The 24,755-nt window shown below is 50.6% G+C and carries 13 protein-coding genes; 8 read left to right on the top strand and 5 right to left on the bottom strand.

Going from position 1 to position 24,755, the window contains the following annotated elements; genetic code table 11:
* Positions 1-212 precede the first annotated feature (212 nt).
* On the bottom strand, positions 213-2,444 hold the full coding sequence (locus BMX22_RS07980; protein ID WP_074741936.1) for a substrate-binding domain-containing protein: 2,232 nt from the start codon (positions 2,442-2,444) through the stop codon (positions 213-215).
* A gap of 127 nt (positions 2,445-2,571) precedes the next feature.
* The gene (locus BMX22_RS16435) at positions 2,572-5,091 is read right to left on the bottom strand and encodes a glycosyl hydrolase (RefSeq protein WP_177172993.1); all 2,520 of its coding nucleotides are present in this window, start codon (positions 5,089-5,091) and stop codon (positions 2,572-2,574) included.
* Positions 5,092-5,399: 308 nt separating this feature from the next.
* On the opposite strand from BMX22_RS16435, the gene BMX22_RS16430 reads away from it, so the two are divergent.
* The 8 genes from BMX22_RS16430 to BMX22_RS07935 all read left to right on the top strand — a co-directional run bounded on the left by BMX22_RS16430 (position 5,400) and on the right by BMX22_RS07935 (position 19,821).
* Positions 5,400-7,577 (top strand): dockerin type I repeat-containing protein, encoded by a 2,178-nt coding sequence (locus BMX22_RS16430; RefSeq protein ID WP_177172992.1) that lies wholly within the window; start codon positions 5,400-5,402, stop codon positions 7,575-7,577.
* 119 nt (positions 7,578-7,696) lie between these two features.
* Positions 7,697-9,499: an ABC-F family ATP-binding cassette domain-containing protein gene (locus BMX22_RS07960; protein ID WP_074741935.1), complete on the top strand. Its 1,803-nt coding sequence runs from the start codon at positions 7,697-7,699 to the stop codon at positions 9,497-9,499.
* A 244-nt stretch (positions 9,500-9,743) separates the two neighbouring features.
* The gene (locus tag BMX22_RS07955) at positions 9,744-12,155 is read left to right on the top strand and encodes a BspA family leucine-rich repeat surface protein (protein ID WP_074741934.1); all 2,412 of its coding nucleotides are present in this window, start codon (positions 9,744-9,746) and stop codon (positions 12,153-12,155) included.
* 47 nt (positions 12,156-12,202) lie between these two features.
* Positions 12,203-12,346 (top strand): hypothetical protein, encoded by a 144-nt coding sequence (locus BMX22_RS16425; protein WP_177172991.1) that lies wholly within the window; start codon positions 12,203-12,205, stop codon positions 12,344-12,346.
* Between the two features lie 356 nt (positions 12,347-12,702).
* Positions 12,703-14,628 (top strand): dockerin type I repeat-containing protein, encoded by a 1,926-nt coding sequence (locus tag BMX22_RS07950; protein WP_074741933.1) that lies wholly within the window; start codon positions 12,703-12,705, stop codon positions 14,626-14,628.
* Between the two features lie 121 nt (positions 14,629-14,749).
* A complete protein-coding gene (locus tag BMX22_RS07945; RefSeq protein ID WP_074741932.1) occupies positions 14,750-15,268 on the top strand; it encodes a GNAT family N-acetyltransferase in 519 nt (172 codons plus the stop codon).
* 504 nt (positions 15,269-15,772) lie between these two features.
* Positions 15,773-18,328 (top strand): translation factor GTPase family protein, encoded by a 2,556-nt coding sequence (locus BMX22_RS07940; protein ID WP_074741931.1) that lies wholly within the window; start codon positions 15,773-15,775, stop codon positions 18,326-18,328.
* 104 nt (positions 18,329-18,432) lie between these two features.
* Entirely contained in the window at positions 18,433-19,821 is a 1,389-nt protein-coding gene (locus tag BMX22_RS07935) for a DUF2130 domain-containing protein (protein ID WP_074741930.1), read from the top strand.
* A 114-nt stretch (positions 19,822-19,935) separates the two neighbouring features.
* On the opposite strand, the gene BMX22_RS07930 is transcribed toward BMX22_RS07935, so the two are convergent.
* The 3 genes from BMX22_RS07930 to pheS form a co-directional block, all read right to left on the bottom strand.
* Entirely contained in the window at positions 19,936-20,982 is a 1,047-nt protein-coding gene (locus BMX22_RS07930; protein ID WP_074741929.1) for an SGNH/GDSL hydrolase family protein, read from the bottom strand.
* 56 nt (positions 20,983-21,038) lie between these two features.
* The gene (pheT, locus tag BMX22_RS07925; RefSeq protein ID WP_074741928.1) at positions 21,039-23,495 is read right to left on the bottom strand and encodes a phenylalanine--tRNA ligase subunit beta; all 2,457 of its coding nucleotides are present in this window, start codon (positions 23,493-23,495) and stop codon (positions 21,039-21,041) included.
* Between the two features lie 153 nt (positions 23,496-23,648).
* Positions 23,649-24,677, bottom strand: a complete 1,029-nt coding sequence (gene pheS, locus BMX22_RS07920; protein WP_074741927.1) for a phenylalanine--tRNA ligase subunit alpha — start codon at positions 24,675-24,677, stop codon at positions 23,649-23,651.
* Positions 24,678-24,755: the final 78 nt, after the last annotated feature.

Genomic DNA, 24,755 nt, shown 5'->3' with positions numbered 1-24,755 from the left:
GAAAACAGGGACGTGCCTGAAGCAGCTTTCATCGTGAAAGCAGCCTGTGGTCCGTCCCTTAGTTCATATCAGATCTGTCCGCCTTACTGAGGCTTCGGGAAGAAAGGAATGATCTTCCGAAGCTGATCGCCACGGAGCATATTTGTGCAGAAATGCTCCCGAAAGCTCCTGTAATAATGATACACCATTGATATGCGGCAGTAAATGCTCTTTTATCCCAAAATGCTTGCATTTTTGCTCATAAGCTTCCTGTAAGCGGACGGCGGCATTCCTGTGCGATCGGTGAATTGCCTGACAAAGTGGCTGTAATTGGAGTATCCGCATTGTTCGGATATCTGTGATAATGAAAGAGTGGTATTTTCAAGCAGCCATTTTATCCTGTCAAGCCTTGAAGCAATTATGTCGTCCTTGCAGCTTGAATTGAAAAACTCTTTGTAGATTCGGTGGAAATGGCTTTTGCTCAGCCCCATGCTGCGGGTCATCGCCTCGATGTTCCACTCCTTTTCGGGGTGACGGAAAATATCGTCGCGCAGAGCACAGAAGCGTTCTCTGTAATTGAATACTCCCGAGCTTTGGCTTATCATTTTGCCTTTCAGCGTATCAGCCATGCTGCCTATCAGGTGGTCGATGCTGAATATCTCTGCCTGTGATACCGAGGATGAGACAGTCGCTATGCGCTCCTCCTTCAGCACTACCGAGCCCTTATACGAGCTTGTGACTTTATCGGATATATCCCGTGCAAGCTCTTTTTCGGAGAGCGTGCCGCTGTCGTGAGGAAGTGCGATAGCAATGATGTCATCGCCGATGCTTGCGAGCACTGCTCTGCTGTCGCTTATCCGCAGCGCGTTGACGATGGTATTGATCGGCGGGACACCGTAATGCACTCTCTCTTCCTTGATGTACGAGAGCAGCACAAGAAAGATCCCTGCGGTATTATTCTCGGCAAGCATATTCATCAGCTTGCTGATAAGTCCGCGTTTATTGAATATACCCAGCACGGGTGCAAATTCCGAAAGCGATTCTATCCGTTTGTTCACATGAGCCTTGTACATTCTGTCCTGAACGGTATTCAGTCCGCTCGCGACAGCATCGCACCAGTTCGTATAGAACTCATCGAGAATGATATGAACAGCCTTTTCGTAGGTGAAGGCGGTGTAACCGAATATCTGCCCTTTATAGTGCAGTGACGTCAAGACTGTCAGCTGCGGCGTATGCGGTCTGTTCAGTGAAGGAAGAATATCCTTTGTCATGAAGTCTGTCATTTTTCCGTCGCCCGTATCAGAGGCAGCCGCAAGCAGCATATGCTCGGAAAGTCCGCCTCTTCGGTAAACAGACGGGTCGCTGAGGTCCCTGCACCAGTCGTCGCACAGGCAAAGCTCGGCACGGACGCACGTTGATATCATATAGCAGCAGCCGAGAAAGGTACCGCATACATCGTGTATATCCCTGCACTCCGACATCCTGCGTATCATTTCTCCGTGACTGTTTGTTATGCGCTGTTCGAGAATACCGAATACCGTTCCCGAGTATTCCCTGATCTCCGACAGGGCGGTGCTTCGGCGTATCCCGCCGATATCGGCACAGCCGCAGCTCTCTCCGATAACGAGTTCGGGCATCAGCGGAACATCCTCCACGTTTCTGCCTATCATTGAAAGAAGTCTGTTTATGGCGATAGTACCGTTTATCCTTTCCTGACCTGCGACGGTTGTGAGGGTGATACGTTCAGTCTGCGAGATGATACTGCCGTCGCAGCCTGTTACGCGCACGTCCTCGGGGACGCGTATACCGTTAGCGGTGAGAGTGCGTACCAGCTCGGCAGCCATGATGTCGCTGCCGCAGATTATCCCGTCGGGCTGAGCGATGCGTCCCTCAGCGATATCAAGGGCAATCCTGTGCGGGACATCCCGCCAGTAGTCGCCGTAGAAAATGCAGCCATCGCCGCAGGACAGCCCTGCTTCTGCCATTGCCCTGCGGAAGCCGTCAATGCGCCTTTCCGACGGTATATCGCCCTTATGACCGCCGATGCAGTAAAGCTTTCTGCATGAGTGCTCTCTGATCAGGTGAACGGTCGAAAGGTAAAGCTGCAAATCCTCATCTGCCGAGATAACGGGAAAATACGGCTGAACAAGGTCAATTGCCACGCACGGCAGACCGCGCCTGTGGAGCATATCGAGTATCGTGTTCCTGAGCCGCAGACTGCAAAACGAATCGGCATCAAAGATAAAACCGTCGAAATCCCCGTGCAGTATCAGGTCGTAGATATTTGTCTGCCCCTTGCTGTACGCGATATCGAGGTGCTGGTCTACGTAGTTTATCACACCCGATATCACTATCGTATCATACCCGTATTCACGTGCCTTTGAGTGGATGGCATCAATGAAAACGGACTCGGTATTATTGTTTATCTTAGGGATGATCACCGCTATCCTTCCAATACTGTCCATGAGATCCCCCCTTTTTTTTATGATTATACAACATTAGCGATGATACGTCAATACGCCAAAAGCTCCGCGGAAGTCCGTCGGAGCTTTTGGCTGTATAGAATGATTCGGAGTCAGCGATGCAGTGATGTTACTGACGGAAGAATGACGGCAGACAGTTATACAGATACTGTCTTACGTAATACCAGCTGTGTTCTCCGCCGTCTGCGAGAATGAACCAGAAATTGCCCTTTGAGAAATCGGAGGTGTATTCAAAGCAGCCCTGCTTTTTCATATCCTCTATCTGCGGTCCGAGCACAGGATAGGCAAAATCCGATGTACCCGTTGCTGACATTATGAAGAACTCGTCATTACCGAGACCTGCATTGCCTACAGCACGCGCAAGAGCACCTGCGTCTGCGCTGCCCGTACCCCAGTGATGAGCGCCGCTGAGGGGCATGAAGTAGCCGATGATGTCGACGCAATTCTCGAAAACAGCCCATGTAGACACGCTTCCCATCGAGAAACCGCCGTAGGCACGGTGCATTCTCGAAGCTGCGATATCTTCCTTTGAAGCAGATGCCGCATAGGTAGAATACTTGCTTTCGACGAACGGGATAACGCTTTCACGAAGCTCTTTGTAGAAGTTTTCGGCATTGTAGAAGGTATCAGCACTGACCTTGTTGAACGTAGGAGTTACGATTATCATCGGCTCGATGTCACCGTTGCTTATCATGTTGTCGAACACACGCCGCATCTCGCCGTTATCGTTGTAGAACAGCGAATTTTCGTTATCTCCCATGCCGTGCATGAAGTAGAAAACGTTGTACTTTTTATTCTTGTCGTAACCGTAAGGGAGATACACATTCAGCGAATTTGTGCCGTTTATGCCGTTATATGACTCTTTAACGACAGTTCCTGCCTGCTGAATACTGTTTTTGTATGAGGCGGGATACTCGGCATATTTTTTTGCAGGGTCGAAACTGTATCCCGATTTGGGAGTATCGGGCTGCTTTGGGGGAGATTCGGGAGCGGGAGCAGCCGTGATGAGCTTCCTCATAAGTATCATATCGAATGAGTCGATGACGTCATCTTCGCATAGGTCTCCTGCTTCCATATCTGAGATGACAGCACTGCCGTCTCCGAGAATGAACTTCTGAAGTAAAACTGCGTCCGCGACATTTACCGTGCCGTCAGCATTGATATCGCCCTTAACGCTTTTTGGCGGAGCTATAACGAATACAGGCTCGGTCACATCGGATGACCCCGTACTTCCGTAGTGATAGATGTCGGGGAGCTCGTCCAGCGTGAGCATATAGTCGCTGTTGTAGACTTTTTTCAGATATGAAGCGGTATTGAATTCATTGCTGTCGATGAAAGAGGTGTGCCATGTCATGAACCAGAGCCATTTAGCACCGTCGGCTTTCATTTTATCGGGGTCGGGGATAGGACCGTTTTCGTGCAGACACACTGGCTTATCGGCTACCTGAGCCGTTTTGCTGTACATCGCACTGAGAGATTCGGTATGGTTTACATAAGTGTCGGAGCCGATAATATCCACGTATTCGTCTCCGGGATACCAGCCTGCATTAACATCGCCGCAGTAGCCGAGGCTCCATATCAGGTTATCGAGCCCCCAGTAGTTGGTATACCTGTCGTACATGATGCGCCACAGCTTTTTGAAGTTCTCGTTACCGCCCTTGCCCCACCAGAACCATTTGCCGTCGAATTCGTGGAATGGACGCCATATGACAGGGACGCCAGCCTCCTTTAGCTCCTTGAGTGCTTTTGCACCCTTGTCCATCCCTGCGATGAGCTTGTTGTACTCGGCTGTACCCTCGGTGAGGGCAGCATTCCAGTTAAGGTCGGTGTTCATAGCCTCGGTGTGGCTTCCGCTGAAATCGCTTCCGCAGTGCCAGCATATGGTGACGATACCGCCGCTGCTGTACCATTTTTGTGCACGTCTGTTGCAGCCCGAGAAGTCGTCGCCCATATAGTCGAGCCCACGCAGGGCAGGGTATTTGCCGCTCGCATTCTTTATGATGTTGAACTCATAATCCTCGCTGCCCATCCATGTTGACTCCTGCTGACCCGATATAACGTTCTTTCCGTATGTATCGCAGAGGAAGCTGTACAGCGACTGCGCCTGAGCCGATGCATTCGGGTTCGACAGCCTGCCTCCGCCCGAGTACGAAGTGAAGCTTCCCTTTTCTATCAGCAGAGCATCCAGATAAGTCCAGCCCCATGAAGCTTCCACGGTAATATCATTAGCGCCTGCTTTAAGGTCGGCGTTGATGCTCACAGCCGCGAAGGTATCACCTTCCGTATGTTTGCAGAATATCTCACCGACATTCTTTCCGTTGACGACAACGTTCTGATATTTGCCGTCCTCATCATAGGGCTGAGAGTATCTGATCGTTATCCTGTGAGGACCTGCCTCTGCTGCCTCAACTCTCACGCTGACCTTATTTCCGCCGTCCTTCAGGTCGACTGCTTTTCCGCCGCTTGCACCGCTCATTGAGCTTACCTCCGCACTGTTTTCGCCTGTGCTGACTATGCTGCCTTCCTCGAATTCATACTGTTTTTCTGCCGCAGATGACTGTATCGCACCGAATGGTAATGTTCCTGCAAGCAAAACGGCTGCCAAAGCTGCCGAAGCAAATTTTTTCATTATTATCACCTCTCATTATTATTGCGGTCATCTTTGCGATAACTTCTGTATCCATTATACTTCAACAGCATGGAAAGATGAATGACCTTTCGTTCCAAAAAAGTATACTTTTGTCTCATAGGTATGAAACCGCAGGCGGTTTTGCAGTTGTATTGTCCGCAAGGCGGACACTTCATTGTACTTATATTTCAAGAAACAGCCTGAAATATTGACTTTCCGGGCAAAAAATGATAAAATAGACCTGTATAAATTCATATCTGATACGTCCTGAAAAGATGGCATTCAAGGGTATTGCAGAGGAGGATATTATGAGAATAATAAAAAATGCGGTATCAGTATGCTTGTCAGCAGCGATGATACTGCAAAGCTTTTCATACACGATGTCTTTCGCCGAGGAGGATGCCGTCAAGGAGATGACGACCAAGGTCGGGGACTTCACTTTTACGTATATACCCGATTTGCCGAAAAAAGGCGAGTGTACCCTTTCTGCCGTGTCTGATTCGGGTGAAACGAACAGGATCATAGATCACGGTGTTCTTGATATTCCCGAAAAACTTGGCGGCTATACTGTTACAGTCTTAGGTAAAGGCTTGACGCCGATAACAGTTAATATGGCGTCTGACCGCGTTAAGCTTACCACTGTCAAGTTACCTCGTACTATCCGTGAGATAAGCAGTGTGTCGTTGGACGACATTTATGTAACTTCATTGGATACGGTCTATATCGATTTTACTAATCTCAATATGGTTGACAGATCATCATTTGGACTCGATACTCCACTGAGCGAGGTCTATGTATACGACCCTATCGACAAGGCATATTATTCAACATCGGACGATCTTGATAAATTCCGCGAGCTTGTCAGTATAGAGAGTGTAAAATTCCAGGCTATGCCGGATATGGAAGACTGCTATATGATCGCAGAGAGCGAGTATAAGAAAAATCCGAATCTGAATGGTAAGCTTGAATTCCTCAATGCTCTTGGACAGTCTAAATATGAGCACATTGTCGGACAGATGTATGCCAGAGAGGTCATAGAAAAATACAACTTAGATGATCCTTCGCTCAATAATATGCAGAAAATGGAGAAGATAACAAACTTCATCCGCACGAATACAAGGTATTCAAAGCTATATACTTATAATGAAGACCAGACAAAGAGTATAAAAATGGGCGGACTTATGAATTCTCCGGCTTCTGCTATCGGCTTTCATTCAGGTGTATGCGGCGGTATGGCATATGAGTTCGATATGCTCTCGAGGCTGAGCATCGGCGATGAGATCGCAACGAGAGACCGCGATCTCCTCTGTGTACATTTGCCGGCACACACAGCAAATGTGGTAAGACCTGTACACTCGGATGACAACAAGGGCTACTACATTGTAGACAATACCTCCACTGTATTTATGCAGTGCGCAGGTCCAATAAACGGTTGGTATGAAGAAAAGCAGGACTCATACGTATACGATTACAGAGGTTATTTCACTGACGAACACAAAGAGGTCGAAGTCGTAACTGACCCGAAGAATTTCTATGAGGGTATCTCATTCGTTTATCTCCACGACGAAACAAAGGGTGCGCTCCACATTGAAATGGGCGAAAAGGACAAGCTCGGCGAATGCAACTTCATCGACTTTATGTCCTACGAAGAGACCGAACCTGAAACATATCTTGAACAGATACCGCTTTCAAAGTGCCCGCGCATAACGGGGCTTAACCTGTATATCGACCCGTTCAGATACTACGAAATGAGGATATCGAACTCAAAGGGTGAGGCTGTATTCGGAGCTGACGGCGAGAACAGGTTCAAGCTCGGAGATACCGAGTATTCCTGCACGGTGGAGGTCATCCCTTACAATACTGCTACACCTTACGGCAAAGTCATACCACACACAGCCTATGACGAATACTTTGACATCACGATAAAGCAGCTCACAGAAGACCCGAAGCCCGATGTCTATACCACAACAACAGTTCCGCATAAGACAACGACCACGACCACAACAACTACCACTACCACAAAGACGACGACTACCACGACCAAAGCGACCACTACTACAACAAAAGCGACTACAACAACGACCAAAGCGACTACTACGACTACAAAAGCGACTACCACCACGACCAAAGCGACAACTACTACCACAAAAGCGACTACCACCACGACCATGGCGACCACAACAACGACCAAAGCAGTAACCACCACGACTGCAAAGGCTACAACAACAACTACTACGACTTCTGCTTCAACAACAGCCCAAGCCGTGCGAATGGCAGGAGACGCTAACCTTGACGGTAAGGTCACAGTCGCAGATGCGGTAGCAATACTGCAATATATCGCGAACAAGGATAAGTATGAACTGACTTATGAAGCTAAAGTAGCTGCGGATTGCAATAATGTCGGCGACGGTATCACAGCGAATGACGCGCTTGCGATACAGAAGTTCGATGCGGGTATATTCAGAAGCCTGCCTGTCCGCACATAATATACTTGCAATATCGCATTGTCAGAGTGCGGTCCTGCACAGTGTCCCTTGCTGTTTTGAGCGTTATATGTTAGAATAAATTGGTCAGACCGAAAAATTCTTCTTCAAGGAGAGATAATGTGATACTGCTTACAGCTCAGAATATATCGAAAACATACATGGAACGCAAGGTCATCGACGGCGCATCGTTCTTTCTCAACGAGGGTGACAAGGTCGGGATAATCGGCATAAACGGCACGGGAAAATCCACCTTCATAAAGATACTCTCGGGAACTGAGGAGCCCGATGACGGCGAGATAATCAGGACGAACGGGATAAGGATATCCTACCTTCCGCAGATACCGTCTTTCGGCGAACACGGAAGCGTACTTGAACAGGTGATGCAGAACCTGCCTGCCGACCTTCGTGAGGCAAAGGAGTATGAAGCAAAGTCTATACTTGAAAAGCTCGGTATATCGGGATACGAGCGCGATATAAGCACGCTCTCGGGCGGAGAGAAAAGACGTGCCGCAATTGCCGCCGCTCTGATACAGCCGAGCGATGTTCTGCTTCTCGACGAGCCGACGAACCACATCGACAACGACACCGCAAAGCTTCTCGAGGATATGCTGATGAGGTACCGCGGAGCTATCGTTATGGTGACACACGACAGATACTTTCTGAACAAGGTCTGCAACAAAATAGCCGAGATAGACCGCGGGAATATCAATGTCAGTGAAGGCGGATACAGCGAATACCTTATGCAGAAGGCTCAGCGGGAAGCTGATGCCGAGGCAGCGGAGCGCAGGAACAGAAGCCTTTACCGCCGAGAATTTGAGTGGATAAGCCGCGGAGCGCGTGCGAGAGGCACAAAATCCAAGGACAGGATAGAGCGCTTTGAAGCACTGAAAAACCGCGAGATACCGACTGCGGCAGAAAAGCTTCAATTGCAGTCGGTAGCGTCGCGTCTTGGCAAAAAGACTATCGAGATAGAAAATATCAGCAAGACGATAGACGGAAAGCCGCTCATCACCGATTTCTCGTACATTGTCTCGCGTGATGCGAGGATAGGCATCGTCGGCAGGAACGGTGAAGGGAAGTCGACCTTCCTGAAAATGCTGATGGGACAGGTCAAGCCCGACAAGGGCAGCATAATCATCGGCGACACAGTGAACATCGGCTATTTTTCGCAGGAATGTGAGTCTATGGACCCGTCTGTGCGGGTGATAGATTACATACGCGAGACGGCGGATATAGTGAGGACTCCCGACGGAACAGTGACCGCTTCGCAGATGCTCGAGCGATTCCTGTTCAATTCCGAGCTGCAATGGAACCGCATCGAGAAGCTGTCGGGAGGCGAGAGGAAGCGTCTGTACCTTCTGAAGATACTGATGACAGCGCCGAATATCCTTCTTCTCGACGAGCCTACGAATGACCTCGACATCACTACGCTGACCATTCTCGAGGACTACCTTGAAGGCTTCAGCGGAGCGGTCATCGCTGTTTCACACGACCGCTATTTTCTTGATAAGATGGCGAATGAGATATTTGAATTCCGTGACGGCATATGCACGAGGTTCAACGGCAGCTACTCCGATTACGAGGAAAAGGCAGTCGGAATGAACGTGAACGAAACTGTCAGACCGAAAAAGAAGGCAGAAAAAAGGGAGCGTACAGCTGCTCAGACTAAGCTGAGATTCTCGTTCAAGGAGCAGAGGGAGTACGCGACTATCGACGATGATATTGCCGTGCTTGAGCAGAACATCGCTGCCTTGCAAAACGAGATAAACGCAAATCCTACTGACTATGTGAAGCTTCAGGAGCTCTCAGACAAGAAGGAAAGCCTCGAAAGCGAGCTCGCCGAAAAAATGGACAGGTGGGTATATCTCAATGACCTTGCCGAAAGGATAGAAAGAGGCGAGACCGTAACACAGCAGACATAAGAAAAAGGCGTAAAGGGAAGATCCTGAGCGCTATCCTTAACGGAAAAAGTGGGCTACCGAGCCGTGATCTCACGTTACGTATTCGGCAGCCCACGAAACTGCTCGAGGGGGCTCCCCTTACGGGAACGTTTCATTTCTGTCAGTCGGACAGGTGCAAAACTGTATTGACTTTATGCCGAAAGGCGCGTATAATAGATTTATCAAACCACTCATAAAGGTACGAGAACTTGGGGGAGGAAAAACCATGACATCAAAAAGAATAACAGCAGCGCTGCTCGCGCTTTTTACCGTGAGCGGCGCAATGGCGGGCACTTACGCATCCGCAGCTGATACCGCAGCAGTGACCGCCGCGGTGACTGCGGACGCTCAGCAGGAGCACCTTGTTTTTGACGCGGCAGCGGGGACGCTTACACTGCACGGCGAGTTTACGTACAATGAGATCAGAAGATTTGACAGTGCAGCGAAGGTCACAAGCATTATCGCAGCGGATGATGCAGTATTACCCGAGAGCTGCAGCAGTATGTTCTATTTTTTCAAGAACTGCAAGAAGATAGATATCTCAAAGGCTGATTCATCAAAAGTCACGAAGGTCCAGTCTATGTTCTCGGGCTGCGCAGCTCTTGAATCCGTAGATATTTCGGGCTTTGACACGAGCAGGGCAGAGAGCATGACAAGAATGTTTGCAGGCTGCTCATTGCTGAAGAGCATCGACCTCAGCGGCATGGACACATCAAGCCTGAAGAGCGTGGACTATATGTTCTCCGAGTGTTCATCCCTGACCGAGCTCGACCTAAGCAATTTTGACTTTTCAAAGATTCCCTACAAGCGCATGGTATTCGAGAACTGCTATGGTCTCAGCAAAATAAAGCTTGGAGAAAAAACGGGCGATATCACTGAGGCAATGGGACTTATCAATTACGGCTGGGCAAATGAGAAGCAGCCTGATGTAATAGTGAGCGGAGATAAGGATTACGCCGTTATCGGCAACACGGGAGCGAACACCTATGTTTATAACAAGCCTGCTGATGACGAGCTCTGCTATACCTTTGACCCTGCGGCAAAAACGCTGAGCCTTCACGGTAAGGTCGACAGAGAGCAGATAAGCGAATTCATCATAAAAAGAAGCGTGCAGAAGGTCGTCGCGGAGGAGGGCACAGTGCTCCCCGATGATTGCAGCGAGCTTTTCAAGCTGTACAATTCATGCACGCACATCGACCTCTCGAAGGCGACAGGAACACCGAAGAATATGAGCGCGATGTTCATGGAGTGCGAAAACCTCAAAACAGTCGAGTGGGGGAGCATAGACACCTCGAAGGCAACGGATATGAGCAGTCTGTTTGAATACTGCACCAAGCTTGATGAATCGTGCGCAGAATGTCTTGATACATCGAGCGTTACGGATATGTCGCATATGCTGGACGGCTGCTGGAGCTTCTATGACCTCGACCTGTCGGGCTATGATACGTCAAATGTTACGAACATGAGCTATATGCTTGCGAGGAGCTCTGCTATCACCACAGTCGACCTCAGCAGCTTCGATACGTCAAAGGTAGAGGATATGAGCAGTATGTTCTACTTTGACCATGAGATAAGGAGCCTCGACCTGAAAAACTTTGACACCTCAAACGTAACTGATATGAGCAGTATGTTTGATTCCTGCAAAGCGCTGACATACCTTGATACGAGCAGCTTCAACACCTCAAAGGTCACAAATATGACAGCGATGTTTGCCAACTGCGAGAATCTGAGCAGTATAGATATCTCCAATTTTGACACAAGCAAGGTCAAGGGCATGGGACTGATGTTCAGTGCCTGCCGCTCGGCAGTATCGATAGAGCTGGGTGACATCGACACATCCTCTGCTGCAACGATGTACGGGATGTTCACAGCCTGCGAATCGCTGAAAAGCATCGACCTCAGCAGGTTCGATACGACCAAGGTCACGAATATGGAGGCGATGTTCAGGAAGTGCAAGTCGCTGAAAAAGATAGACCTCAGTCCGCTCGACACCGCAAATGTCACGGAGATGCAGGAGATGTTCAGAGGCTGCACGGGCTTTGAAACTATCGACGTAAGTCCGCTCAAAACAGGAAAAGTGACTGATATGAGCGCAATGTTCGAGGAGTGCAGCAGCCTGAAGAGTCTCGACCTCAGCACATTTGATACAAGCAGCGCGGTCTATATGTCGCATATGTTCGACGGCTGTTCGGCGCTCGAAGCGCTTGACCTCAGCAGCTTTGATATCTCTGCTGTAACATCATCGAACTTTATGTTTTACAATGACGACAAAATAAGCTCGATCACTCTCGGCGAGAAGTTCCCGCTGATTCACAAGGATATGAAGCTCCGCAACGGCGGCTGGTCAGACAAGAGCGCTCCCGACGTATGTGTGAGCGGGAGCGGACAGTTTGCCGTGATAACAAACAGCGGCAAAAACACCTACATCTTCACAGGCAATGCGCTGCCCGTGTCTCTCGGAGACTGCAACTTCGACGGCGATATCGGAGCAGCCGACCTTGTCACGCTGAACAGCTTCATACTCGGCAAAAAGACAGCATCCGAAATAACTCCCGAAAGCTCGGACCTTGACGGAGACGGCGTTGTAGACATCTTTGATATGGTCGCACTGCGAAAACTCGTCACACAGCAGAAGTGAGCAAAAAAGGCTCCCGAAAGGAATCAGTCCTTCGGGAGCTTTTTGTCTTGACGGGATACGCTTTATGTGAGAGCAGCAGACTTTCCAAGGAGAAGAAGCAGATAATAAACGATTCAGAAGTCATCGAGGAGATGCACGACAAGCCCGCGCCGCAGATAACGAGCTTGTGCGCTTCGCGAACATTGAGGTGAATGTGGAGCGCGCCATCGAAACTCACGCTCCCGACCTCAATGCGCGTCACCGCGTATCGTTCATCGGAGGCGGAAAGTCGAAGGAGCTGCGGAATGTAGAGGATGCTGCGCGACTACATGAAAAACAAGAAGCTCGTCGCAGAGAATGAAAAGAACAAGAACACAGGTGCTCTCAAGTTTGAGAAGAACGAAAAAAAAGAAAAGGCACTTAATTGAACGATCAGAAAGGCGGTATATACCGCCTTTTTCTGTTTTCGCAAGTGAATTGCTTTTTACGCAGCGGTTGACAATTTACACTAAATATGGTAGAATAATGTTGACAATATTCGCGAAAGCGATGTGAGGGAGGTATATCAATGAACAACAAAAAAACAGCAGCTGCGGCGACAGCATTTACCATCATTTGCAGTGCGCTGACATCAGGACTGCCGATGTGCGGAGCGAATACGCTCAGCTCTTATGCTACAGACCCTGCCTGCAAGGACATCGACCCGCTTGACTACACCTACGAGATATACCCGCTTGTCGAGCCGTTCAACGAGTATTTCTATGTCAGGACAGACAATCCGAATCCCGAGTCGTTCAGGTTTTCGGATAAAGATTCGCCTTACTCCGCGACATCCGTCATATATAACGATGATAAATTCTACGCTGATGTGGAGTACGAAAACGAGGATATTCTGCGCGTGAACGGAGGATATATCTTCAAGAGCTACAGTACTGACGGCGGAAAGGTCACACTTCAGGTACAGCAGCCGATAACAAGGGCTGAGTTCAACACTGAAGTATACGGAGAGCCCGACCCGAAAACCACGGGATATTCCCCGTATCACGGAATGCCTGTGGGGACGTACAAGGAATACATCGGCAGCGGTCCTTCCTACTACATCGCAGGCTATTACAGGTGGACAGATACCGACGTTTCGATAACGCTGCCCGAACTATGCGACGACTGCGACTACCTCATACAGAATTACGCGACCAAAGACAGCTTCTTTGAGAATATGGATGCAGTACAGGCTGGCTTTTCTTCGATATGTCTGTACAGCGGTTCTTTCATACGAGGAGAGATCTACCGCTCTGGCGACAGAGACTGGCACCTTACCCTCGGTTTCCACGTTGACCAGAGCTTCTATATTTACAGTCCTTACTCCCGAAGGGACAATAAGTCGCTGCTTGCATCGGCGCTGTATCCGTACAGATATGATTCGCTCGGCTTCCCTGGCATGATGGGAGCAGTTTCCAAGCGTCTCAGTGATGAGTCGACATATGAGTGGAGCTCGACCAGCCACGCTTACATCAATGTCACCTATGACGGCACTACTAAGTCATACGGCGGAGCGGGACATGGTGAAGGTCAGGGGATAAGCGAGGACAAGCTTGTCCGCAAATTCAGCTTCGGAGATAATGACGAATCGCTCACACTTGAAGACGCAAGGGAGCTTCTCACCACCTATGCTTCCGTGGAAATGGAGGACGATATCCCCCGCGATAATGAGCTGACGTGGAAGAAGATATACGACACGGTCGGCGACGGAGCGTGGGTCGATATGGGCGGCTACTATACCTACCTCTACCAGAGAGATGACAAGTCGACATTCTCCGCTGACGAGTGGGGAGTAGGCAACAGCCTCTACTGGGGCGGAAGTCTCGGATACTGCCGTGACACATGGGTAGACGGGCGCTACATCGAAAAGGATTTTATCAAAGGTGCGTCATTTGACGACCACCCCGAGAGCTCCGTACTGCTTACGGAAGCGACAGTTCCTGTGATAACCGAGCTCAAGCAGGAGTGGGACAGCGTGAAAAAGGGGTATAAATACACGTCAGCTGCTGTCGAAACGACCGAGCGGAAAAACGTTCTGTTCCGCTATGACAAGACAGAGCAGGTATGGAAGGCAAACATAGCATGGGGAGAGTACTACAATACCTATGATACATTTAAAGCTCTCACTGAGAACGAGCTCATCGAAAGCAAGTACCTCCAAATGCTCACGCTGACCCGTGAGGAAGTCGAGGACCTGATATCCAACGGGAAAACGAATGAGGAGCCTGCAAAGGGCTACATTTACGACGGCTATTCTCCGCAGGGGACGCCGTATGTCAAGGGCGACTGCAACGACGACGGTTCCTGCACCATAGCGGACGCCGTGCTGCTGCAAAAGTGGCTGCTCGGCACGCAGGAGACCGAGCTTGCGAACTGGCGAAATGTCGACCTTATAACCGACAGACGCATAGATTCTTTTGATCTGTGCAGGCTCAGGCGTATGCTTGTCGAATGATACATCTCCCGCGTCATCTTACCATTACAAGCGAGGCAGAGTAGTTCCTGACGTATTTCATGCTCACAGACAAGCGCATGTGAAGAGAGCAAGGCAAATATAACACAAGGAGAACTATGATTTGATCAAAATTGAATTATTATCAGAAACGAATTTCTGTTTGGAATCATTGGATTTATACAACAGAAAACAGAATGTAAATAAAGTGTATCGAAGAATAGACGGAGAATATACATTAGTAGAATGCAAATATACCGAAGATTGGGACCTGAACAAAAAGCGTTCTGTTGCAAAACAAATAAGCAGTGATGAATATATCACATACGTTGCATTAGAAAATGATAAAGTTGTTGGCTTTATAGGGCTATTAAGGAAACTGAATGGTCCCTACATGATTCTTGATATGATGCAAGTAACTTCTGAATGCAGAGGCAAGGGTGTTGGCAGACGATTATTTGAAGCAGGAAAAGCGGAAGCGAGAAAAGCTGGTGCGGAGGCATTGTACATATCTGCCTGTTCTTCCGAGGAGACGATCGCATTTTACAGAGCAATGGGAAGTAGCTTGGCAAGCGATCCTATAAAAGAAATTGCTGCAGAGGAACCATTTGACCTGCAGATGATTTGTCCCGTGAAAGAATAAGTGTTGATCAGATTTCGGTTTGTTGAGCAGAAACACTTTTGTAAAAAGGGAGAAACGAACGGAGGACGTGGTAAGGTGAACTTATCACGTCCTTTATTTCTGTCATCACAGCACTTCTTAACGGTCGCTCCCCTTGAGATATACCTCTTTAGCAGCTGTACGCGCAGGAAGCCGAGAAGCACGGCTTGCTAATACGCGAAAAATATGTTATAATTAATGTGTCCTCAATAACCGCCGTTAGGCGGTTATTGCCCCGAACTTCGTTCGGGGTGCGCAAATTCTTTGATTATGTATGGAATTTGCGCATCACATTAATTGATGTCAAGCTCATTTTGCCCTAAAGGGCAAAACAAAGCGCAAGAAAAATCATAAATGCTATTATTTTTCTTGCGCTTTGACAACTCAAAAATGCCTTTTAAAAGCTGTATAAAGGCATTTTTGAGTTGTTGAGCAAACATTAATTACATCTGACAAAAGTGACTTTTAGTTAGGAGGGGACCGCGCATGAAAACGATAACAGTGGGGATAACAGCCCACGTAGATTCGGGGAAAACAACGCTTGCGGAGGCAATGCTCTATACGAGCGGACAGATGAGGAAGCTCGGCAGAGTTGACGACGGCAGCTCATCTCTCGATACGGATTCCATCGAGCGGGAGCGCGGGATAACGATATTTGCACATCAGGCGGAGTTCACCGCAGGCGAAACAAGGGTGATGCTCCTTGATACTCCCGGGCACGTTGACTTCTCATCCGAGACCGAGCGGACGATGAGCGTGCTTGACTATGCCGTGCTCGTTATCAGCGGCACAGACGGCGTACAGAGCCATACCGCGACCTTGTGGAAGCTCCTGCGGCAGTATGAAGTCCCCGTGTTCATATTCGTAAACAAGATGGACCTTATCACAGCCGACAAGGGAGCGATACTCAGTGAGCTCCGCAGGAGGCTCTCGTCGGACTGCTGTGACTTCTCGGGCGAAGACGTCGAGATATCGGAGAACGCGGCTGCGTGCAGCGAGGAGCTCATGGAGACATATCTGTCGTCGGGCGGGCTCAGTGATGCGGACATATCGAGAGCGATAGCACAGCGCAGATTATTCCCGTGCTTTTTTGGTTCAGCCCTGAAAATGCAGGGGATAGAGAGATTCATAGAAATACTTGACAGATTTACGGCAGAGCCGCAGCGTTTGACGGAATTCGGCGCAAGCGTGTACAAGATATCCTACGACGCAAAGGGCACGCGTCTTACTCACCTTAAAATAAACGGCGGCAGACTATCTGTCAGGGACGAGCTGACCTACACCGATTCCGAAGGCAGCGCAGTCAGCGGAAAGGTAAGCTCAGTCAGGTTCTATTCGGGCGAGAAGTTCAGCACAGCCGAGTGCGCAAATGCGGGCGAGATATGCTCAGTAACGGGTCTGAGCGGGACGTATTCGGGACAGGGGCTCGGGTGCAGTCAGAACTCCGCAGCCGCAATGCTCGAGCCGATAATGACATACAGGGTCGGACTTCCGAAGGAGCGCAGCGTATACGACATCCTCGACGACCTGCGGCGCCTTGAGGATGAGGACCCGCAGCTCCACATAGTATGGAACGAGCAGCTTCGCGAGATACACATACAGCTCATGGGAGCAGTACAGCTCGAAGTGCTTACAAAGCGGATAGAGATGAAGTACGGCTACAAGGTCAGCTTTGAGGACGGAGCCATAACCTACAGAGAGACGATACGCAGTGCAGTCGAGGGAGTGGGGCACTACGAGCCGCTGCGCCACTATGCGGAGGTACATCTCCTGATAGAGCCACTCGAGCGCGGCAGGGGACTTGAATTCCGCACAGACTGCCCCGAGGACGACCTCGACCGCAACTGGCAGAGGCTGATACTCACGCATCTGAAAGAGAAAGCCCACATAGGCGTGCTCACAGGATCGCCTGTGACGGATATCCGCTTCACGCTGAAAGCAGGGCGGGCACACCTGAAGCACACCGAGGGCGGAGACTTCCGTCAGGCAACATACAGAGCAGTGCGGCAGGGCATTCGCTCTGCGGAGAGCATACTGCTCGAGCCGTATTACGATTATGAGCTTGAAGTCCCGTCAGAGAGCGTGGGACGCGCGATATCCGATCTACAGCATTTCGGAGCGGAATTTGACCAGCCCGAAACAGAGGGAGAGATGTCGGTTATAAAGGGCAGTGCTCCCGTATCCGAAATAGGCACATATCAGCTTGATGTCAACGGTTACACAAAGGGCAGAGGGCGGCTGACGTGTACATTTTCGGGTTATCGGGAGTGCCACGACAGCGAACGTGTTATAGCCGATATCGGCTACGACTGCGACAGTGATATCGAAAACTCGGCAGATTCTGTTTTCTGCTCGCACGGAGCAGGCTATGTCGTAAAATGGAACGAAGTCCCCGAGCATATGCATCTGCCGTCATGCATGGCAGAAGAAGCGCCCGAGGATAAGCCCGATACCGCGAGAATACGCAGATTTGCCGAGAGGACAGCCTCCGACGAGGAGCTTATGGCGATATTCGAGCGCACCTACGGCAAGCTTGACCGTGACCCGCGAAGAGCCTTTAAAAAGACGAAAGCAGTGCAGCCCGACACAAAAAACGTGAAGCTGCCCGAGTATGAAGGTCCCGATTATCTGCTTGTTGACGGGTACAATATCATCTTTGCATGGGACGCTCTCAAAAAGATCGCAGCTGAGAATCTTGATGCGGCGAGGTCGGAGCTGATAAATATGATGTGCAGCTATCAGGGCTGTACGGGCTATGAGATAATCGTAGTATTCGACGCATACAAGGTCAAGGGCAGACACCGCGACATCGAGAAATACTACAATATCAGCATAGTCTACACGAAGGAGTCGGAGACAGCCGACAGCTATATAGAGCGTGTATCGCACGAGCTCTCGAAGAAGCACCGTGTCATGGTCGCGACCTCTGACGGACTTGAGCAGATGATAATACTCGGCAACGGAGCGATGAGGTGGACAGCTGCGGAGCTGTACGAGAGATACAGGGCAGCGGGAGAGGCAATGAAGGAGTACATGAACTGAACACGGATAAAAGCGGCGCTCTGCGCTGTTTTACAGGTATCAAGCTATAATACGAAGAGGTTATTACGGGATTTCATAAGCATATTTCTACGGGAGGAAAAACAATGAACGAGATAAAGTGTCCCCACTGCGGACAGGCATTCACAGTCGATGAGGCGGGTTATGCAGCCATCCTCAGTCAGGTAAGGACGAAGGAATTCGATGCGGAGCTCCACAGACAGCTCGAGGTCATGGCATCAGCCGAGCGAAAGGAGAGCGAGTTAAGGCTGAATCAGGCAGTGAGCGAAAAGGAGAATGAGATAGCGCGGCTCGGCGAGCAGATAAACAGCATGAAGGAGTCGGCAGAACTGACAGTCAGAGCCGAAGTTGCAAAGGTCGGGAATCAGAAGGAGACCGAGATAAGCGAGCTGAAAATGAAGATACAGCAGCTTGAAGCAGACGCAGCTCAGAGCGAGGGGAAAACCGAGCTCGCAGTATCACGTGCGGTCAGTGCGGAGAGGGAAAAGTACGAAAAAAAGCTTACGGAGAGCAGCGAGGAGCTCGCACGGAAGAGGGAGGAACTCGTACTTCTCGGCTCTAAACTTGACAACGCTAAGCTTGAAAGCGAGCTTGCGATAAAGGACGCAGTATCGAAGGTCGAAAAGGAGCGTGATACTCAGCGCGCGGAGTACGAGGCTAAGCTGAAAGCCCAGCAGGAGAGCATAGACTACTACAAAGACCTGAAAACAAGGATGTCCACGAAGATGATAGGCGAGACCCTTGAGCAGCACTGTGAGAACTCGTTCAATATGATACGTGCCACAGCCTTTCGCAACGCGGAATTCGGCAAGGACAACACAGTTACGGATGGCACAAAGGGCGATTATATCTACCGCGAGCGGGACGATGAAGGCTGTGAGATGATATCCATAATGTTCGAGATGAAGAACGAAATGGATACGACCGCAACGAAGCACAAGAACGAGGACTTCTTTGAAAAGCTCGACAGGGACAGGAGGAACAAGAATTGTGAATATGCGGTGCTCGTATCCATGCTCGAGAGCGACAGCGAGATGTACAATCAGGGCATCGTCGACGTCTCATGGAAGTATGAGAAGATGTACGTTATCCGACCGCAGTTCTTCATTCCGATCATCTCGCTCCTCCGCAATGCAGCGATGAATTCAATGGAGCTCAGGCGCGAGATACTTGACCTCAAGAACAGGCAGATAGATATAACCAATTTTGAGGAGCGTATCACGGAATTCAAGACAGGCTTCTCGAAGAACTTTGAGCTTGCGGGCAAGCAGTTCAATACCGCAATAGAAGAAATAGACAAGACGATAGACCACCTGAACAAGGTCAAGGACAATCTCCAGAAGTCGCTGAACAACCTGCGTCTTGCCAATAACAAGGCACAGACCCAGCTCACGATAAAGAAGCTTGCAAAGGACAACGATACGATGATAGAGATGTTCAGCGTCCTCGGATCCGAGGACGAAAACGAGCAGTAAGCGAAGGCGTCAAGGCTGCAATAATTGTCAGTAAAAACGTAATGCCCCTTAGCGTAAAAAGCGCTAAGGGGCTAAACTTTTGAATGACATTCTGACTAAGGGGACGCATTCATTTTACAGAATACTTTTTATATATTCGGCGAGTTCCTCGGCGGCGCGGAGCTGAGTATCCTCGGAGGGATGCCAGTTTGAGCCGAACCCGAGCAGACCGTCCTGCGTGGTAAATCTGAACACGCTGACTCTTTCGTCCCCGAAGCGTTCAATCGCGCTCTCGATGTACGGGAGCGGCTCGGCGAGCATTATACCGAGCGAGCAGACGATGTGCGCGCGGGGATTATTGCGTCTTAAAACGCGGAGAAAGTCGAGGTAGCAGTCCTCGAACTCCCTGTACGATTCGTTATGGCATGAGCAGAAGCTGTTGTCGTTGGTGCCGAGGTTGATGACGATGAAATCGGGAACGAATCGGCTGAAATCCCACTGTAGATCCTGCAATCTCACACCGCCCGCGGAGCTGTATGAGAATCCGCAGGTCTCATACCACGGCGGGAGTATCTCGGTGGTATTGCGCAAGCCGTCGCCCGAATAGCCGCTTATCAGACCGTATCCGCTGTAGCTGAACAGGCTGTAGTCAGCGCCGAGGAGTTCTGCTGAGATGTACGCATAGGACTTCATCGCATTCTCGGCTTCGCACGAGAAATCGGACTGCATATTGCTGTCGTCGACGCCGTACCCGCAGGTTATGGAGTCCCCGATGAACTCGATCTTCATCGGCTTTTCGGGAGCAGGAGCAATGACAGCTCCGTCATCGGTCTCCGCAGGGCGGAGCTCCGCGAGAGAGAAGGCGCACTCGGAGAGCTTGACAATGCGGACAGTCTTTGTAACGGGGGTATCGGAGCTGACGATGACGAACTTTTCTTCACGCTGTTCAATGACTTTTTTGACGATGACGCGTCCGTCGCAGAGTACGGCAATGCGCGGCATATTACAGCGCTTGCCGTCGTTGAAGCAGTCCGCATCGACGCCTGCCGTGAGCACGAGCCTACAGCCCGTGAAAGTGAATTCACAGCCTGTCCCCGACAGCGTGAGATACAGGATATCGTTCCTGACGAGCGCGCGTCCCATGAGTTTTACACTGTTATTATCGAGGGGGATAGATTTCATTGATATCACCTCTGAAAGGATATACCGCCGATACTTTCGTACCGACGGTATTATTGTTAGCCTCTGAGTTCAGCGCCGATGGCAGCGAGAGCCTTGAGCGCCTTCTTCATAGCGCTGTCAGCCTGTTCATCGGTGAGCGTGCCCTCATGCGAGCGCATGGAGATAGAGTAAGCGATACTCTTCTTGCCGTTCTTTTTCATATCGTCGCTGCGGTAAACGTCGAAGAGGGTAACCTTCTCGAGTATCTTTCCGACAGCGCCCTTGATAGCTTTTTCGAGCTCGGCAACGGGCATATCCTCGTCAACGAGCAGGCTGAGGTCGCGGGTCGTAGCAGGGAACTTCGGCAGCGGCTGATAGGTTATTTTATCAGCGGCAGCGTCCATGAGCTCGGGGATATTGAGCTTAGCAACGTAAGTCTTGACGCCTATCTCGTAGGTGTCCTGCACTTCGGGGTGAACCTCGCCCATGATACCGAGAGCCACACCGTCACGCATGATAACGGCGCTTCTGCCGGGGTGGAGAGCGTACTTCTCGTCGAAAACATCGCTGTTGTCAGCGCGGATATACTCGACATTGGATATCTTCATCTCGCCGAGGAGCTGCTCGACCATGCCCTTGAGCGCATAGAAGTCAGCATCGCCGCCGTACATACCGACAGTAAGTCTCTGCGGCTCATCGGGGAGCGAGTATTCGTACCTGTGTTTTTTCTGACCGTTTGAAGCGAGCGTGTCGCCGTTGATGTACGGCTTCTCCTCCTGTGCGGGGAGGTACTCCTTCGATATCTCGAAGAGACAAGCCTTCTCGTTGCGGTTGTTGTAGTTGAAAGAGAGCACGTCGAGCATCGAAGGGATAGTGGACGTTCTCATAACGCTCGTATCCTCACCGAGAGGATTCACGATGCGTACCACCTTGCGGAGCCTGCTGTCCTCGGGGAGCCTGATCTTATCGAAGTACTTGGGAGAAACGAAAGAATAAGTAGCGATCTCGTAGCCGCCGAGAGCTACAGCCGCATTTCTGAGAGCGCGCGTGAACTTCTGCTCGGGGGTGAATTCCGCTCTTGCAACGCCGCGGAAATCAGTCGAGGGGATATTGTTGTAGCCGTAGATGCGTGCGACCTCCTCAGCGATATCAGCCTTGCATCCGATGTCGATGCGGAACGAAGGAGCGAGCACTCTGTTGCCCTCGAAGGAGAATTCGAGGCGGCTGAGGTATTCCTTCATCTGCTCTTCGGTGAGGTCTGTTCCGAGGAAGCTGTTTATCCACTGCGGGTCGAACTCAACGGAAGCGGGAGTCTTGTCGGTGTAGTCGCGGTCGATGACGGTGTTGAGCACCTCGCCTGCGCCGAGTTCCTCAACGAGCTCGAAAGCGCGCTTCAGGCAGGTCATGGAGATGAGCCTGTCGACGCCCTTTTCATAGCGTGCGGAAGCGTCGGACTTGAGACGGAGCTTCTTGGAGGTCTGACGTACCTGAGTGGGCTCGAAGTAAGCGGACTCGAAAACGACAGTGGTCGTATCATTCATGATGCCGCTGTACTCGCCGCCCATGATGCCTGCAACGGCAACGGGCTTCTTCTCGTCGGCGATAACGAGCATATCGCTTGTGAGTTCGCGCTCGACGCCGTCGAGGGTCATGATCTTCTCGCCGTCAACAGCGTTGCGGACATTTATGTGAGCTCCCTCAACATAGCGGAGGTCGAAAGCGTGCATAGGCTGACCGTACTCGAGCATTACGTAGTTGGTGATGTCGACGAAGTTGTTTATCGGGCGAACGCCGCTGGCACGAAGTCTCTCTCTCATCCATCTCGGCGAGGGACCGATCTTTACGTTCCTGACGATACCCGCGCAGTAACGCTGGCACTTTTCGGTGTTGTGGATATCGACCTTGAGCATGGAGTTGATATCGCCGTTCACGCCCTTGAATACGGGAGCCTTTACCTTCAGCTCCGTGCCGTAAGTAGCGGCAGTCTCACGTGCAAGACCGATAACGCTGAGGCAGTCGGGGCGGTTGGAGGTTATCTCGAACTCAACGGAGGTATCGTCGAGACCGATAGCCGAGTGTATATCCTGACCGAGCTCACAGTCCTCCTCGATGACGAACACGCCCTCGGGGTCTGCATAGGGGAAATCGTGAGCTGTGAGACCGAGAGTATCGAGGCCGCAGAACATACCGAAGCTCTCGACTCCGCGCATCTTGCACTTTTTTATCTTGCCCTCGGGGAGTACAGCACCGTCGAGTGCAACGGGCACGAGGTCGCCCTCCTTGACATTTTTAGCGTTGGTGACTATCTGTATGGGAGCCTCAGCGCCGACGTCCACCTGACACACGAAGAGCGCGTCAGCGTTCTCGTGAGGACCCTTAGAGAGTATTTTTCCGACCACTACGTTGGAGATATTTTTTCCTTCCTCCTCATAGCACTCGACCTTTGAGCCGCTCATAGTGAGAGCGTGGCAGAAATCCTTTATCGGCATATCGGCTTTAACGTAGTCGCCGAGCCATTTCATAGATAGATTCATATCTTTTTTCCTTTCGATTTATTCGGTAAAAACTGTATTGTTGTATGATCCTGCATTGATCCGACAGTTCATGTGTGAAAGCAGCCCATGCATCCTGTGGGAAGTCAGCCCTGACTGCGAACAGAAATGCGAAAGCCTGCCGAGTCTCACTGCTCAGAACTGTTCAAGGAAGCGCACGTCGTTCTCATAGAGGAGACGGAGGTCGTTGATGTCGTAGCGACCCATGACCATACGTTCCAGTCCGAGACCGAACGCGAATCCAGAGTATACCTCGGGATCGATACCGCAGTTCTCGAGTACCTTCGGGTGGACCATACCAGCGCCGAGGAGCTCGATATAGCCCTCGTCCTTGCACATCGAGCAGCCCTTTCCGCCGCAGTTGAAGCAGCTTATATCCACCTCACAGCTTGGCTCGGTGAAGGGGAAGTGGTGGGGACGGAAGCGGAGCTTGCAGTCGTTGCCGTAGAGCTTCTTCATGAGCATTTCGAGCGTACCTTTAAGGTCGCTCATGGTGATGCCCTTGTCGACTACGAGACCCTCTATCTGGTGGAAGAGTGGGGAGTGCGTGGCGTCAACGGCATCCGAGCGGAAAACTCTGCCTGGAGAGATAATGCGTATCGGAGGCTTCTGAGTCTCCATAACGTGTACCTGTACCGATGAAGTCTGAGTACGGAGGAGGACAGTCTCGTTGGTATTCTCGATGTAGAAAGTGTCCTGAGTATCGCGTGCAGGGTGGTCGGGCGGGAGATTGAGCGCCTCGAAAACGTGGTAGTCGTCGTCGATCTCGGGACCGTCAGCGATATTGAAGCCCATGCCGATGAATATCTCGCGTATCTCATTCTCGACCTTTGAGAGCGGGTGGAGCTTGCCGAAAGGCGCGTGCCTGCCAGGGAGAGTGATGTCGATAGTCTCCTCCTTGAGCTTAGCGGACTGTGCGTTCGACTTCAGAGCCGCGAGTTTAGAGCCGAGAGCCTCTTCGATGTCAGCTCTGACCTTGTTGGCGAGCTGACCGATAACGGGTCTTTCTTCGGGAGTGAGCTTGCCCATTTGTTTGAGAATGGCAGTGAGCTCGCCCTTCTTGCCGAGGAATCTTATCCTCAGGTCGTCCAGCGCCTTGATCTCGGTGCAGGATTCGAGCTCCTGCTTAGCGAGCGCTTCGATTTTTTCCAGCTGTTCTTTCATTTTTTCACCTCAAAATAGATTTTTGTGTCGTGACAATAAAAAAAGCCCTGTCCAACAGGACAAGACTAAATAGCTTGC

This window comes from Ruminococcus sp. YRD2003 (genome assembly GCA_900109435.1).
GTDB classification, from domain to species: Bacteria; Bacillota; Clostridia; order Oscillospirales; family Ruminococcaceae; genus Ruminococcus; species Ruminococcus flavefaciens_G.
This window is presented reverse-complemented; position numbering and strand designations above follow the sequence as displayed.

Bases quoted from the DNA above. Each gene is read 5' to 3' on its own strand.
- BMX22_RS16430 (WP_177172992.1), top strand. From the start codon at position 5,400: ATGAGAATAATAAAAAATGCGGTATCAGTATGCTTGTCAGCAGCGATG.
- BMX22_RS07950 (WP_074741933.1), top strand. From the start codon at position 12,703: ATGAACAACAAAAAAACAGCAGCTGCGGCGACAGCATTTACCATCATT.
- BMX22_RS07940 (WP_074741931.1), top strand. From the start codon at position 15,773: ATGAAAACGATAACAGTGGGGATAACAGCCCACGTAGATTCGGGGAAA.
- BMX22_RS07935 (WP_074741930.1), top strand. From the start codon at position 18,433: ATGAACGAGATAAAGTGTCCCCACTGCGGACAGGCATTCACAGTCGAT.
- BMX22_RS16435 (WP_177172993.1), bottom strand. From the start codon at position 5,091: ATGAAAAAATTTGCTTCGGCAGCTTTGGCAGCCGTTTTGCTTGCAGGA.
- BMX22_RS07955 (WP_074741934.1), top strand. From the start codon at position 9,744: ATGACATCAAAAAGAATAACAGCAGCGCTGCTCGCGCTTTTTACCGTG.
- BMX22_RS07930 (WP_074741929.1), bottom strand. From the start codon at position 20,982: ATGAAATCTATCCCCCTCGATAATAACAGTGTAAAACTCATGGGACGC.
- pheT (WP_074741928.1), bottom strand. From the start codon at position 23,495: ATGAATCTATCTATGAAATGGCTCGGCGACTACGTTAAAGCCGATATG.
- pheS (WP_074741927.1), bottom strand. From the start codon at position 24,677: ATGAAAGAACAGCTGGAAAAAATCGAAGCGCTCGCTAAGCAGGAGCTC.
- BMX22_RS07980 (WP_074741936.1), bottom strand. From the start codon at position 2,444: ATGGACAGTATTGGAAGGATAGCGGTGATCATCCCTAAGATAAACAAT.